A 14114-nucleotide genomic window follows, 5' to 3' on the forward strand; every position below is an offset into this window, starting at 1 on the left:
TATCAGTCAAGCACCAGCAAAAGGAGCACCACACATGGGACGTGCAGTCGGCATCGACCTCGGCACCACCAACTCGGTCGTCTCGGTTCTCGAGGGCGGCGAGCCCACCGTCATCGCCAATGCGGAAGGATTCCGCACCACACCGTCCATCGTCGCCTTCACGAAGGATGGCGAGGTCCTCGTCGGTGAGACCGCGAAGCGTCAGGCGGTCACGAACGTCGACCGCACCATCGCGTCGGTCAAGCGCCACATCGGCACCGACTGGAAAGCCGACATCGACGGCAAGAAGTACACCCCGCAAGAGATCTCGGCCCGCATCCTCGGCAAGCTGAAGCGCGACGCCGAGCAGTACCTCGGCGAAGACGTCACCGACGCGGTCATCACCGTCCCGGCGTACTTCAACGACGCCGAGCGTCAGGCCACGAAGGAGGCCGGCGAGATCGCAGGCCTCAACGTCCTCCGCATCATCAACGAGCCGACCGCAGCCGCGCTCGCGTACGGCCTCGACAAGGGCAAGGAAGACGAGCTCATCCTGGTCTTCGACCTCGGTGGCGGCACGTTCGACGTGTCCCTGCTCGAGGTCGGCAAGGACGAGGACTTCTCCACGATCCAGGTCCGCGCGACCGCCGGTGACAACCGCCTCGGTGGCGACGACTGGGACGCTCGGATCGTCGACTACCTGATCAAGAAGTTCAAGGACGAGCATGGCGTCGACCTGTCGACCGACAAGATCGCGCGCCAGCGCCTGAAGGAAGCGGCCGAGCAGGCGAAGAAGGAGCTCAGCTCTCAGACGAGCGCGAGCATTCAGCTTCCGTACCTGACCCTCACCGCGAACGGTCCGCTGAACCTCGACGAGACCATCTCCCGCGCGCAGTTCGAGCAGATGACCTCCGACCTGCTTGACCGCACCAAGAAGCCGTTCCACGACGTCATCGCGGAAGCCGGCATCAAGGTGGGCGACATCGCGCACGTCGTCCTCGTCGGCGGCTCGACCCGTATGCCCGCTGTGAGCGAGCTCGTCAAGTCGCTGACCGGCGGCAAGGAGCCGAACAAGGGCGTCAACCCGGACGAGGTCGTCGCTGTCGGCGCCGCGCTCCAGGCCGGCGTGCTGAAGGGCGAGCGCAAGGACGTCCTCCTCATCGACGTCACGCCGCTCTCCCTCGGCATCGAGACCAAGGGCGGCCTGATGACCAAGCTCATCGACCGCAACACGGCCATCCCGACGAAGCGGAGCGAGACCTTCACGACCGCGGACGACAACCAGCCGTCCGTCGCGATCCAGGTGTTCCAGGGTGAGCGTGAGTTCACGCGCGACAACAAGCCGCTCGGCACCTTCGAGCTCACCGGCATCGCGCCGGCGCCCCGTGGTGTGCCGCAGATCGAGGTCACCTTCGACATCGACGCGAACGGCATCGTGCACGTCTCCGCGAAGGACAAGGGCACCGGTAAGGAGCAGTCGATGGTCATCTCGGGCGGCTCGTCGCTGCCCAAGGAAGACATCGAGCGCATGGTGCGGGAGGCCGAGGAGCACGCAGCCGAGGACAAGGCGCGCCGAGAGGCGAACGAGCGCCGGAACTCCGCCGAGCAGCTCGTCTACTCGATCGAGAAGCTCATCAAGGAGAACGACGACAAGCTCCCCGCCGACGTGAAGTCCGAGGTGCAGGGCGACGTCGACGCGCTGAAGTCGGCGCTCGGCGGCGAGGACGACGACGCGATCAAGCGCGCCTTCGACAAGCTCAACGAATCGCAGACCAAGCTCGGACAGGCGATCTACTCGCAGGCCGCAGCCGCGGATGGAGCCGCCGGTGCGGCCGGCGGAGCCGGAGCGGGTGACGCGGGCGCCGAAAGCGGCGACGACGAGGACATCGTCGACGCCGAGGTCGTGGACGACGAGGACGACAAGAAGTAAGCGATGGCCGACCAGAACAAGAACGAGCACGAACTGCCCGACGAGCCGGAGCGCTCCTCAGAGGACGGCGACACCGCCGACGTCGAGGACGCCGAGGATCTGATCGAGGCGGAAGGACCGGACGTCGAGGTCGGCACCGAGGACCTGAGCCCGGAGGACCAGGCGCTGCTCGACGACGCGGCTCGCGCGATGGCGGAGGACTCGCTGTCCGCCGCTGACCGCGACCTCGTCGCCGAGATGCGCGCCGATATGCTCCGGGCGCAGGCCGAGCTGGTCAACTTCCGCAAGCGTGTCGAGCGCGACCGGGAGGCGAACCGCGACATCGTCATCGCCGAGGTCATCCGGGCGCTCCTCCCTGCCCTCGACGACCTGACGCGGGCTGAAGCGCACGGCGATCTCGCCGAGGGGCCGATGAGCGTCATCGCGCAGAAGATCCGCGGCGGATTCGACCGGTTCGGCGTGACGCAGATCGGTGTGAAGGGCGAGCCCTTCGACCCGACCATCCATGAGGCGCTTGTCCAGCTCCCGTCACCGGACGCGACCTCCCAGACCATCGCGGACGTCATCGAACCCGGGTACAAGCTCGGGGAGCGCGTGCTCCGCGCTGCGAAGGTCGCTGTCGCCGTTCCCGCCTGACCGGCAGAAAAGAGGTACCGGTGGCAAGTCAAGACTGGTTCGATAAGGACTTCTACGCGGTGCTCGGCGTGTCGAAAGACGCGTCCGACGCCGACATCAAGAAGACCTATCGCAAGCTCGCTCGGCAATACCACCCCGACTCGAACCCCGGAAACACGGCGGCGGAGTCGCGCTTCAAGGAGATCTCCGAGGCGTACTCGGTGCTCTCCGACAAAGAGCAGCGCGCCGAATACGACCAGATCCGCGCCATGGGCTCGGGCGCTCGCTTCACGGCGGGCGGCCCGGGCCAGGGCGGGTTCGAGGACGTTTTCGGCATGTTCAACCAGAGCAGCGGCGGACGCCAGCGTGTCCGGTTCGGCCAGGGCGGCGCAGGCGGCTTCGAGGACATTCTCGGCGGCATGTTCGGCGGAGGCGGCTTCGGGCAGTCGACCGGCGGCTATCGGGGGTTCGGCGGCCCGACGAAGGGCAACGACGTCCTGGCCTCGACGACCCTGGAGTTCCGTACCGCCATCGCCGGGGACACCGTCAAGCTCACGCAGGGCAACGGCCGTGCGGTGAACGTTCGCATTCCCGCAGGCGTCGCCGACGGTCAGAAGATCCGGCTCCGCGGGCGCGGCGAACCGAGCCCGGACGGTGGCGAGTCCGGCGATCTCGTCGTGACCGTCCACGTGCGGAAGCACCCTGTGTTCGAACGGGACAACCTGAACCTGCGCGTCGACGTGCCCGTGACGTTCGCCGAGGCGGCGCTCGGGGCGACGATCGAGGTGCCGACGCTCGGCGGCCAGCCGGTGCGGCTGAAGGTCGCGCCGGGGACACCGTCCGGGCGCGTGCTCCGCGTGAAGGGGCGAGGCGTCACCACGAAGAACGGCACCGGCGACCTGCTGGCGACCGTGCAGGTCGCGGTTCCGTCCCACATGTCTGAGAAAGCACGGAAGGCCGTCGAAGCACTCGCCGAGGCGCTGCCCAACGAGGATCCGCGTGCCGACCTCATGGCGCACGCCGCGGACTGATGCGGCAACCGGAGCAGGCGACATGACGACGGATGGGATGGATGAGAACTCGCCGATCTTCGCGATCGCGATGGCGGCGGAGCTCGCAGAGATGCATCCGCAGACGCTCCGGCAGTACGACCGGCTCGGCCTCGTCGTGCCGCAACGGACGCGCGGCGGGTCGCGCCGCTACTCGATGCGCGACGTCGCCCAGCTCCGCGAGATCCAGCGGCTGAGCGGCGAAGGCGTCTCCCTCGAGGGCATCCGTCGCATTCTCGATCTCGAGAATGAGGCGGCCGCGCTCCGGAGGCGCGTTCGAGAGCTCGAGAGCGCGCTCGCCGATCAGCTGATCAGCCGTCCGGGCGCGCGAGTGTTCGCGGCGTCGGTTTCCGGCACCGCGATTCCGTTGCGGGCGGGAGCCCGCCCGCAACGGAACACGCAGGTCGTGCTGTGGCGCCCTGAACGCTGATCGCGGCTCGACCGATACGCTGCGACGGTGTCCGCGTTCGATTTCGTCACTCACTTTCGTGGCGAGGCGGCACCGGGTGGCGCGGACCTCATCGCGATCGACGGCACGGATCGGTTCCTGCTCGACGAGGCGCCGCACGTCCACGGGGACGCGCTGCGGCACCCCGGAACCGTGGCGATCGTCGACGATCGCTACGGTGTCCTCACCCTCGGTGTGATCACGCTGCACGGCGCCGCCGACGTGCGCGTCGTGCAGGACTCCCTGGTGGGGGAGCGTGCGCTCGAGGCCAACGCGGGCCTGTTCCGCCGCGGAGGATTCCACCACCCTGAGTCGCTCGAGGCCGCGTTCCGCGATACCCGGCTCGTGCTGGTGCGGCTCGGCAAGTCGCTCGACCGCCTCGACGAGATCGCGCGGGCCGTCGCACGCTGGGCGGCGCCCGACGTCGTGCTGCTCGCCGGAGGCCGCACGAAGTTCATGACGCCCGCGCAGAACGACGTGCTGCGCCGGTCGTTCGGCGAGGTTCGCGCTTCGCGGGGCCGCGGGAAATCGCGGTTGCTCATCGCGGCAGATCCGCTGCGCGCGGCGGCGACCAGGGCCTCCATCACCGACCCGTGGCCGCGTCGCGTGTTCTCGGACGAACTCGGCTTCACCGTGGCGGCGCACGGCGGCGTGTTCGCGGGGACGTCGCTCGACCAGGGGACACGAGTCCTGCTCGGCGTCGTGGACGGGGCCGAGCAGGAGGCGCGCGACGCGATCGATCTGGGCTGCGGCAGTGGTGTGATCGCCGCCGCGCTCGCTCGACGCCGCCCGCGCCTCCGTGTGGTCGCCACGGATGTGTCGGCCGCGGCCGTGGCGTCGGCTCGGCTCACCGCCGACCTCGCGGGCGTCGGGGATCGCGTGGTGACCGTCAGGTCTGACGCGGGCGATGCCCTCGCCGACGAGTCGGCGGATCTCGTCGTGTGCAATCCGCCGTTCCACGCGGACACCGCGGTCAGCACGGCGACCGCGGAAGCGATGTTTCGGAACGCGGCCACGATCCTCCGACCCGGCGGCGAGTTGTGGACCGTCTGGAACGCCCACCTGCGCTATCGCTCCGCGCTCGAGCGCGTCGTCGGACCGACTCGACAGATCACGCGGACGCCGAAATTCGTGGTGACGGCCTCGCGGCGGGACTGATCCCTCCTGCCGCGCTCCTGCCGCGCGTCGTCGCGGGTGGGGATCAGATCGCGAGCGACGCGGTGATGTACGCGGCGAGGGCGAGGCCGTAGGCGTCCGCAGCCTCAGCGGCAGCGAAGGTTCGCTCGGCACCGTCGACAACCGCGGTCACCTCTGCGATCACGGTCGCGTCATCGACGATCCGCCGGAGGCTGCGGAACGTCGGTCCGAGCAGCTCACGGAGCTGGTCCTCCCGGGGGAGCCAGAGGGTGTCGTCGGCCGCGACCGAGTCGAGCGCCCACTCCGTTGTCCCGTTGAATCCGAGGATCGTGCCGGTCGGGTAGTCGTGCCGCTCGACGGTCATCTCGGACACGGTGTACACGTCGTCGTCGACGCCCGGCTTGTCGATGATGAACCGGTCCCCGGTGTTCGGATGCCAGCGCAGTCCCGCGGTACGGAGGGTTCGTGCAAGCTCGACGGAGATCACTCGTTCACTATGCCCGGCTCGACCGGAGGTGTCCTCCGAACCCGCTCGTCGTGGCCTGCGTTGCCTGCGGTGACCCGCCGAACTGGGTTCTCCACTGGCGGACGTACTACCATCGCCACGCACCGGGTTCTCCGTGGACCCGGGCGGCTCCAAGCCATGGCCGATCGTCCGGCCGCTCCGCGCCGTTCGTGCTGCGGGAACGTCGGACGTGCCCGACCGCGCCGACCACGCTCAGGTGGGTGCAGAGAAGGACACCGCATGACCCTGGAACGCGCGGAACTCACCGCCGGCTGGACTGCCGCGATGAGCACGGAGTCCGGGTCGGCGGCGGCGCATGGGGCACCGAGTGCCGCGACGAAACCGTTCCCGGCGTCTGTCCCGGGGCAGGTGCACACTGACCTCGCACGCGCCGGGATACTGCCGCCTTCCGCGGGTGGGGAGCATCGCGTCGTCCGAACAGCGCCCGGAGCGTCCGCAGCCGGCCGGCCGAGCCCGGGTGAGCCTGCTCGGTGGGTCGGTCAGGCGGACTGGATCTACCGGTGCACCGTCGACACCGAACCCCACGGCGCGGAGCGGGTCGATCTCGTCGCCGACGGGCTGGACACGATCGCGCAATTGTCCCTCGATGGCGTGCCGTTCGGCGCGACGCGCAACATGCATCGGCGGTACCGGTTCGACCTGCGTGGCGCGGGCGGCGCCGCCGCGGCGACGGCGCGCGAGCTCAGCATCCTGTTCGAGTCGCCCTATCGCGAAGCCGGGAGGCTCGCCGCTCGATTCGGGACGATGCCCGGTTCCGCAGACGAGCCGTTCCCGTACCTTCGCACGATGGCATCGGCGTTCGACGGCCCCTGGGGCCGCGGCCAGGTGTCCGCGGGCCCATGGCGTCCGATCGCGATCGAGCGGTGGTCAACGGCTCGGATCGACGACATTCGCCCGCTCGTCGACGTCGACGCGGGGGAGGGCGTGCTCGACGCCCACGTGAGCATTGAGCGCAGCGGTCCGTTGCCGACCGGAGAGCGCACCGGCGACCTCGATCACGACGGCGAGATCGACGACCTCGTGATCATCGTGACCGTCTCCGGCCACGGCACGAAACAGCGGTCCCGCGTGATCCTCACCGCCAAGGAGGACACGGCCGTCGTCACCGTTCGGATTCCGGAGGCAGCCCTGTGGTGGCCGCACGGCTCGGGCGAGCCGTCGCTCTACGACGTCGAGGTTGCGCTCCAAACCGTCGACGGCGAGCCGCTCGACCGGCGGACGTTCCGGAGCGGGTTCCGCTCGGTTCGGCTGAACACCGCTCCTGACGCCGCGGGCAGCCCCTTCATGATGTCGGTCAACGCGGCTCCGGTCGAGGTGCGAGGCGTCAACTGGGTCGCTCCCGTCGCATCCCAGCAGCAGGATGACGCGGCGCTCCGGCTGCTCGAGGCGGCAGTCGCTGCGAACGCGAACCTCGTGCGGGTCTGGGGCGGCGGCGTGTACGAGTCGGCCGCGTTCTACGAGGCGTGCGACGCGCTCGGGCTGCTGGTGTGGCAGGATTTCGCGTTCGTCGGCGCCGCGTATCCGGAAGGTGAGCCGATCCGGAGTGAGGTCATTGCGGAGGCGCGGGACAACATCTCGAGACTTGCCCGCCATCCGTCGCTGGTCCTGTGGAGTGGCGGGAGCGCGTCGCTGTGGCTGCACGAACGCGACGGCTGGAGCGCCGAACTGACGGATCGTCCCTGGGGAGAGGGATATTTCCTCGATCTGCTGCCGACGATCGTCGGCGAGCTCGACCCGTCGCGACCGTTCGTGCCCTCGACACCCTGGTCCGGGTCGGAATCGATCACTGCCGGCGATCCGAGCCGCGGCACCGTCCACGCGTGGGCCGGGTGGGACGGCCGGGACGACGCACTGTGGCAGGCGGAGGCACCACGCTTCGTGAGCGAGTTCGGGTGGCCCGGGCCGGCGACGTGGCGGACGGCGATCGAGCGCACCACGACGGCATCGGCCGCGACCGCGCCACCACCGCTGTCAGCCGAGATCACGGCCGCGCTTGTGCCGCGATTTGCAACATCGGTCGACGAGTTGCCCGACACGGACGAGCATCGACGGTATCTGGCGCAGCTCCAGCAGACGCGCGCTGTGGCGACGGCCGTCGAGCATTGGCGCATGTCCTGGCCGCACAGCGCTGGCGCCGTGTTCTGGCATCTGGCCGACCGCGAGGGCGATCTCGAGTGGGGCGCGATCGACGTCGGAGGCCGTCCGAAGCCGGTGCTGCACGAGCTCCGGCGGCTGTACGACGACCTGCTCGTGAGCATCCGCGCCACGGCATCCGGAGCCGGTCTGGAAATCGCCGTTCGCTCGGCTCGGCGACCGCTCGACACCGTGGTGCGCGTTCGACGGGTGGACATGGCTGGTCGCGTGATCGCCGAGTCCGTGCTGCCCGTCGTCCTCGATCGCGCGGGCGTCGTCGTCCTGCCGGTCCCGAGCGGGGTTGCTGCGATCGACGACGCTCGGGCCGAGTTGATCATCGCGGACATGGACTGGCGGCGCGCGACGTGGACACCATCCGCCGACCATCGCATGCGGTGGCACCCCGCGTCGTACCGGGCGACGCTGCGACCGGACAGCGAGGGTGCAGCGCTCGTCGTGGAGGCGAGCACGCTTGTGCGAGACCTTCTCGTGCAACCGGACCGCGTCACGGCGAGCGGTCGCGTGAATCGTGGGTTCATGACGCTGCTGCCCGACGAGGTCGTGGACTTCCGCGTCGACGGGGTCGGAGCCGAGCATGCCGAGGCGCTGCTCCGCGCGCCCGCGCTCCTCAGCCTCGACCGGGTGCTCGGCGCATCGTGACGGTGTGCTCAGCAGGTTCGGAGCGCTCGCCACTGTGCAGATGGTCCTGCGGGAGCTACGATGGACCATCGAACTAAGGAGTTCTGATGCTCGGAAATCTCACCGGCCTCCACCTGCTGATCATCCTCGGCATCGTGGTCCTGCTCTTCGGCGCGACGCGCCTCCCCGCTCTGGCCCGGGGCCTTGGGCAGTCCATCAGCATCTTCAAGCGCGAGATGCAGCACGACGACAAGCCCGCTGCGACCCCTGCCGACACCGCAGTCGCGCAGAACGCCGCCGCAGAGCCGGTTGTGAACCCGGCCGCGACGGTGCAGCCGAACGTCGAGACCAAGCCGTAATCCCAGCCCCGGGTTGTCGGGACGAAGCCGCCGTGCCTCTGGTGCGGCGGCTTCGTCGCGCCGGAAAGCAGTTCGCGGCTCGGCGCGATGAGGTGAGAATGTGAGCATCCCCGCTCGTGACCCGACGGGTGAAACTGCGCCGCTCGCATCCGAGCGGCGCATCGTGCTCCTCGTCGCCATCCTGTCGTCGTTCGTTGTCAGTCTCGACTCGAGCGTCGTGACCGTGGCGCTCCCGGCCATCGGTCGCGAGCTCGGCGGCGGGCTGACCGTGCAGCAGTGGACGGTCGACGCATACCTCGTGACGCTGGGGTCGCTGATTCTCGTCGCCGGTTCGTTGTCGGACAACGTCGGGCGGGTGCGCGTCGTCACGTGGGGCCTTGTCATCTTCGGGGTCGCGTCGATCGGGTGCGCCATTGCACCGTCCGGGGTGTTCCTCGTCGTGGCGCGGACCCTGCAGGGAGTCGGCGGTGCGCTCATCACGCCGAGCGCGCTCGCGTTGATCGTCGCCGCCTTTCGCGGGGCGGCGCAGACCACGGCCATCGGCACGTGGACGGCGTGGTCGAGCGCGGCGATCGTCGCGGGGCCGGTGCTCGGCGGCGTGATCGTCGACGGGCTCGGATGGCGATGGATCTTCGTGCTGACGACCGTCCCCATCGTCCTCACGATCGTGCTCGTTCGCGGTATCCGTTCGGAGATTCGGCCCCCGACCGGTGCGCGCATCGACGTGGTGGGAGCGCTGCTCGCGGTTGTCGGCGTCGGCGGGGTCGTTCTCGGTCTCATCGAGCAGGAGCGCCTCGGCTGGGCATCGCCGCTCGTCGTCGTGTCGCTCATCGTCGGCGCGGCGGCGCTCGTCGCGTTCGTCCCGTGGGAACGTCGCGTCGCGGCCCCGCTGGTGCCCATGCGGCTGTTCCGGATTCGGAACTTCGCGGTCGGGAACCTCGCCACGCTCTCGATCTACGGGGCACTCGGGATGATGGGCTTCGTCGTCACCCTGTTCGTGCAGGAGATCTGGCACTTCCCGGCCTGGCTGGCGGGCTTCGCAACCCTGCCGCCGACGTTGCTGCTGCTCGCGCTCTCGCCGGCTGTCGGTGCGGGGGCGGGTCGTGTCGGCGCCCGCTGGTTCATGGCGATCGGACCGGTGATCGCGGGAATCAGCATGCTCGTGGCGTTGCGGACGACGGCGTCCCCGGCGTATTGGACGAGCCTCCTGCCCGCGTTGATCGGGCTGGGCGTCGGGATCGCCCTCATGGTGACGCCGCTGACGAGCACGGTGCTCGGCTCGATCGACGGGCCGGAGGCCGGGGTTGCGTCCGGCGTGAACAATGCGGTCGCGCGCATCGCCGGTCTCGCGCTCGTGGCGCTCGCCGGGGTCGTGCTCGGTGGCGGCATGTCCGTGGGCGGGTTCCACCGGGCCGCGGTGACGATGTGCGTGCTCCTGCTCGCGGGCGGGCTGGTCAGCGCGATCGGTATCCGCACCCCGGGTCGCCGCTGATTGTGGTTGATAAACTTATCGCCGTGCGCACCCCGCTGAACAGCCCCTTCCTCCCCGGCTCGGACAGCATTCCCGCGGTCTGGGCGGGTCGCACTCCGCAGCTCAGCGATTGGCATGACGTCCTGCGCCCGCGACGCCTGGCGGGGCTCGCCGAGCGTGGTCGAGCCATCCTGGGCGAGGCAGGCCTCGGGAAGTCGACCCTGGTGCGCAGGATCGCCCGTGACGCCAGTGCCGCGGGGGACTGGGTCACGCCGCAGCTGCGGATTCCGCTCGGCGCCGATCCGCTCAAGCTCCTCGCGAGTGCCTTGCTCGCCCTCGCCGACGAGGCGGGGCTGCCGACATCGCGCGATCGTCGGATCGGCGCGCTGCTCGCTCGCATCCAGTCGGTCGCGGCGAGCGGGATTGCGCTGACGGTCCGGCAGGCACCGGGTCCAGACCCGTTCACTGTCCTCCGAGACCTCCTCATCGAGCTCGGCCGCGCGGCGATCCGCCGCGGCAACGTAGTCCTCGTCCATATCGACGAGGTGCAGAACGTCACCAACAAGGACGCGCTCTCGCAGGTGCTCATCGCCCTCGGCGATGCGATCGCGCACGAAGAGCCGGTCGATGCGCCCGGCGGTCTCCGGATCACCCGACACCTTCCGCTCGCGATCTACCTCACCGGCTTGCCCGAGTTCAAGGACATGACCGCAAGCCGGACGGGCGCCACCTTCGCCCGGCGTTTCCAGACAACGACGCTCGCCGCACTCGACGACGATGATGTCGCCGCCGCGCTCCAGCCGTTCGTCATCGACGGGTGGGAGGTCCCGGACGACCTGGGTGGGATGGGTCGCGTGCACATGGAGCCGGACGCGGTGCGCGCGATCATCGACCTCTGCCGTGGCGAGCCGTTCCTCTTCCAGCTCGCCGGAGAACGCGCCTGGTACGCGGCAGCGGATGGCGTCATCACGCGTGCCCAGGTGCTTCGAGGGTGGCGCGCCGCACGTCCCGAGGCGGCAACGCACGTCGAGCGGATCCTCGATCGGCTCCCCGAGCGTGAGCGGCAGTTCCTCGAGGCGATGGCGGGCCTCCCGCCCGAGCAGCGCACCCTCACCAACATTGCCTCGTCGATGGGGCTCGCCAAGGCGACCGAGGCGGGGCCCACCTCCCAGCGCCTCGACTCGACGCGCGGCATCATCGAGCGCGGTCGGCCGTACACGTTCCGGCATCGCGCGGCGGAGGCGTACCTCACCTCCGACTGGCCCGACGTCTCCTAGGCGGGGCCGGCCCACGACCGGGCGTGGCGCATCGAGTCGCACGGCAGATTCATGCTCGTGGGTGCCGCCACGCCCCTCCTGGCGCCAGGCCGAGCCGCAGGCGAGAAGAATCGGGAATGCGTTGCTGCGCGGAAAAGTTGAGCCGAGTAGACTCAATCCACGTCAGCCGTGGAGCACGACCGGCTTCAGCATGAAAGGAACGCCATGGCGAACCTGCAGGGCGCACCGTCCTCTCAGGAGGACCAGAAGAGCGCGCTCGAACAGTACGGAATCGACCTGACCGCGATCGCGCGGAGCGGCAAACTCGACCCCGTCATCGGACGCGACGCCGAGATCCGTCGCATCTCCCAGGTGCTCACGCGCCGGACGAAGAACAATCCGGTGCTCATCGGCGAACCCGGCGTCGGCAAGACCGCCGTGGTCGAAGGGCTTGCGCAGCGGATCGTTGCCGGCGACGTCGCCGACTCGTTGAAGGACAAGCGGCTGGTCTCGCTCGATCTCGCGGCACTCATCGCCGGCGCCAAGTACCGGGGCGAGTTCGAAGAGCGACTCAAGGCCGTGCTCAAGGAGATCGACGACTCCGACGGGCAGGTCATCACATTCATCGACGAACTGCACACGCTCATGGGCGCGGGCGGCGGCGAGGGCTCGGTCGCTGCCGCGAACATGCTGAAGCCGATGCTCGCCCGCGGTGAACTGCGCCTCATCGGCGCGACCACGCTCGATGAATACCGCGAGTACATCGAGAAGGACGCCGCCCTCGAACGCCGCTTCCAGCAGGTCTACGTCGGGGAGCCGAGCGTGGAGGACACCATTGCGATCCTCCGGGGTCTGAAAGAGCGATACGAGGCGCACCACAAGGTCACGATCGCCGACTCGGCGTTGGTGGCCGCAGCCTCCCTGTCGAACCGCTACATCTCCGGACGCCAACTGCCGGACAAGGCGATCGACCTCATCGACGAGGCGGCATCGCGCCTTCGCATGGAGATCGACTCCAGCCCGATCGAGATCGACGAGCTGAAGCGCGCCGTGGACCGCATGCGCGTCGAAGAGTTCGCGCTGAAGAAGGAGAAGGACGACGCGTCCAAGGCGCGCCTCGAGACCCTGCAGGGTGAGCTTCGGAAGATGCAGCAGCGCCTCGACGACCTCGAGCTGCGCTGGCAGGCCGAGCGAGCCTCCCTGAACCGCATCGGCGAGCTGAAGCAGCGGCTCGATGACATGAACATGCGGTCGCAGCGCGCGCAGCGGGAGGCCGACTACGAGACGGTCTCGCGGATCGAATACAGCGAGAAGCCCGCGGTGGAGGCCGAACTGCGTCAGGCCGAGCAGGCCGAAGCGTCCGAGCGGATGGTCAACGACAGCGTCACGGACGAAGACATCGCAGCCGTCATCGCCGCCTGGACCGGCATTCCGATGGGGCGGCTCCTGCAGGGTGAGACCGAGAAGCTGCTCCACCTCGAGTCGGAGCTCGGCAAGCGGATTATCGGCCAGCGTGCCGCTGTCGCCGCCGTCTCGGAAGCGGTGCGCCGCACGCGCGCCGGTATCTCCGATCCCGACCGCCCGACCGGTTCATTCCTGTTCCTCGGGCCGACGGGTGTCGGCAAGACCGAGCTCGCGAAGGCGCTCGCCGAATTCTTGTTCGACGACGAGAAGGCGCTCGTCCGCATCGACATGAGCGAATACGGCGAGAAGCACTCCGTCGCTCGGCTCATCGGTGCTCCCCCCGGATACATCGGCTACGAGCAGGGCGGGCAACTGACCGAAGCCGTGCGGCGTCGGCCGTACTCGGTGATCCTCCTCGACGAGGTCGAGAAGGCGCACCCCGAGGTCTTCGACGTGCTGCTCCAGGTCCTCGATGACGGCCGGCTGACCGACGGGCAGGGGCGGACGGTCGACTTCCGGAACGTGATCCTGATCCTCACGTCCAACCTCGGGTCGCAGTTCCTGACCGACCGGTCGCTGAACGATGTGCAACGCGAGGAAGCCGTGCGCGAGATGGTGCAGCAGGCGTTCCGCCCCGAGTTCATCAACCGCCTCGACGACATCGTCGTGTTCCAGGCACTCACCGCCGACGACCTCGGTCAGATCGTGTCCCTGTACGTCGACCGGCTCGCCGCCCGCCTGTCGGATCGGAGGCTCGAACTCGCCGTGACACCGTCGGCCCGCGCCTGGCTCGCCGACCGCGGCTACGACCCGATCTACGGTGCTCGGCCGCTTCGTCGGCTCATGCAGCGGCAGATCGACGACCAGCTCGCCCGCGCGATCCTGTCCGGATCGGTGCACGACGGCGATGCGGTCCGCGTCGACCTCGGCGCGGACGGGAGCGGGCTGACCGTGGAGCCGTTCGATCTCGACGTGACCGTGGAGTAGGGGCGCGGGGAGCGCCGGGACCGCCGGAGCGGAGGCGCGGGCAGCGCCGGGGCGGAGGCGCGGGGCGCGCCGGGCGGAGGCGCGGGCGCGGAGGCGCGGGCAGCGCCGGGTGGAGGCGCGGGGAGCGCCGGTCGGAGGCGCGGGGCGCGCCGGGGCGGAGGCGCGGGGAGCCGCCTCGCGG

At 69.5% G+C, this 14114-nt stretch carries 11 protein-coding genes; 10 read left to right on the forward strand and 1 reads right to left on the reverse strand.

Annotated elements, in window-relative coordinates:
• Positions 1-34: 34 nt before the first annotated feature.
• From dnaK to CAM01S_RS13535, 5 genes are read left to right on the forward strand one after another with little or no spacing between them, the layout of a single operon-like run.
• Entirely contained in the window at positions 35-1909 is a 1875-nt protein-coding gene (dnaK, locus tag CAM01S_RS13515) for a molecular chaperone DnaK (RefSeq protein WP_066522849.1), read from the forward strand.
• Between the two features lie 3 nt (positions 1910-1912).
• A complete protein-coding gene (locus CAM01S_RS13520; protein ID WP_245631650.1) occupies positions 1913-2545 on the forward strand; it encodes a nucleotide exchange factor GrpE in 633 nt (210 codons plus the stop codon).
• A gap of 20 nt (positions 2546-2565) precedes the next feature.
• A complete protein-coding gene (locus tag CAM01S_RS13525) occupies positions 2566-3555 on the forward strand; it encodes a DnaJ C-terminal domain-containing protein (protein WP_066522851.1) in 990 nt (329 codons plus the stop codon).
• Between the two features lie 22 nt (positions 3556-3577).
• On the forward strand, positions 3578-4003 hold the full coding sequence (locus CAM01S_RS13530) for a heat shock protein transcriptional repressor HspR (protein WP_245631651.1): 426 nt from the start codon (positions 3578-3580) through the stop codon (positions 4001-4003).
• A gap of 27 nt (positions 4004-4030) precedes the next feature.
• Complete coding sequence (locus tag CAM01S_RS13535) at positions 4031-5179, forward strand: class I SAM-dependent methyltransferase (protein ID WP_066522853.1); 1149 nt, start codon at positions 4031-4033, stop codon at positions 5177-5179.
• A gap of 43 nt (positions 5180-5222) precedes the next feature.
• Here the strand turns inward: CAM01S_RS13535 and CAM01S_RS13540 are convergent, their stop codons facing one another.
• Complete coding sequence (locus tag CAM01S_RS13540; RefSeq protein WP_066522855.1) at positions 5223-5645, reverse strand: pilus assembly protein CpaE; 423 nt, start codon at positions 5643-5645, stop codon at positions 5223-5225.
• A 258-nt stretch (positions 5646-5903) separates the two neighbouring features.
• On the opposite strand from CAM01S_RS13540, the gene CAM01S_RS13545 reads away from it, so the two are divergent.
• The 5 genes from CAM01S_RS13545 to CAM01S_RS13565 all read left to right on the forward strand — a co-directional run bounded on the left by CAM01S_RS13545 (position 5904) and on the right by CAM01S_RS13565 (position 13933).
• Positions 5904-8477 (forward strand): glycosyl hydrolase 2 galactose-binding domain-containing protein, encoded by a 2574-nt coding sequence (locus CAM01S_RS13545; protein WP_066522857.1) that lies wholly within the window; start codon positions 5904-5906, stop codon positions 8475-8477.
• 86 nt (positions 8478-8563) lie between these two features.
• Positions 8564-8815, forward strand: coding sequence for a twin-arginine translocase TatA/TatE family subunit (gene tatA / locus CAM01S_RS13550; RefSeq protein ID WP_066522859.1), 252 nt, complete (start codon positions 8564-8566; stop codon positions 8813-8815).
• 100 nt (positions 8816-8915) lie between these two features.
• Positions 8916-10307: an MFS transporter gene (locus CAM01S_RS13555; protein WP_245631652.1), complete on the forward strand. Its 1392-nt coding sequence runs from the start codon at positions 8916-8918 to the stop codon at positions 10305-10307.
• 23 nt (positions 10308-10330) lie between these two features.
• Positions 10331-11563: an AAA family ATPase gene (locus CAM01S_RS13560; RefSeq protein WP_066522860.1), complete on the forward strand. Its 1233-nt coding sequence runs from the start codon at positions 10331-10333 to the stop codon at positions 11561-11563.
• Between the two features lie 204 nt (positions 11564-11767).
• Positions 11768-13933 carry an ATP-dependent Clp protease ATP-binding subunit gene (locus CAM01S_RS13565; protein WP_083528064.1) on the forward strand — a complete coding sequence of 722 codons (2166 nt, stop codon included), beginning with the start codon at positions 11768-11770 and terminating at the stop codon, positions 13931-13933.
• Positions 13934-14114 lie beyond the last annotated feature (181 nt).

Source organism: Curtobacterium ammoniigenes NBRC 101786, assembly GCF_001571045.1.
GTDB classification, from domain to species: Bacteria; Actinomycetota; Actinomycetes; order Actinomycetales; family Microbacteriaceae; genus Curtobacterium; species Curtobacterium ammoniigenes.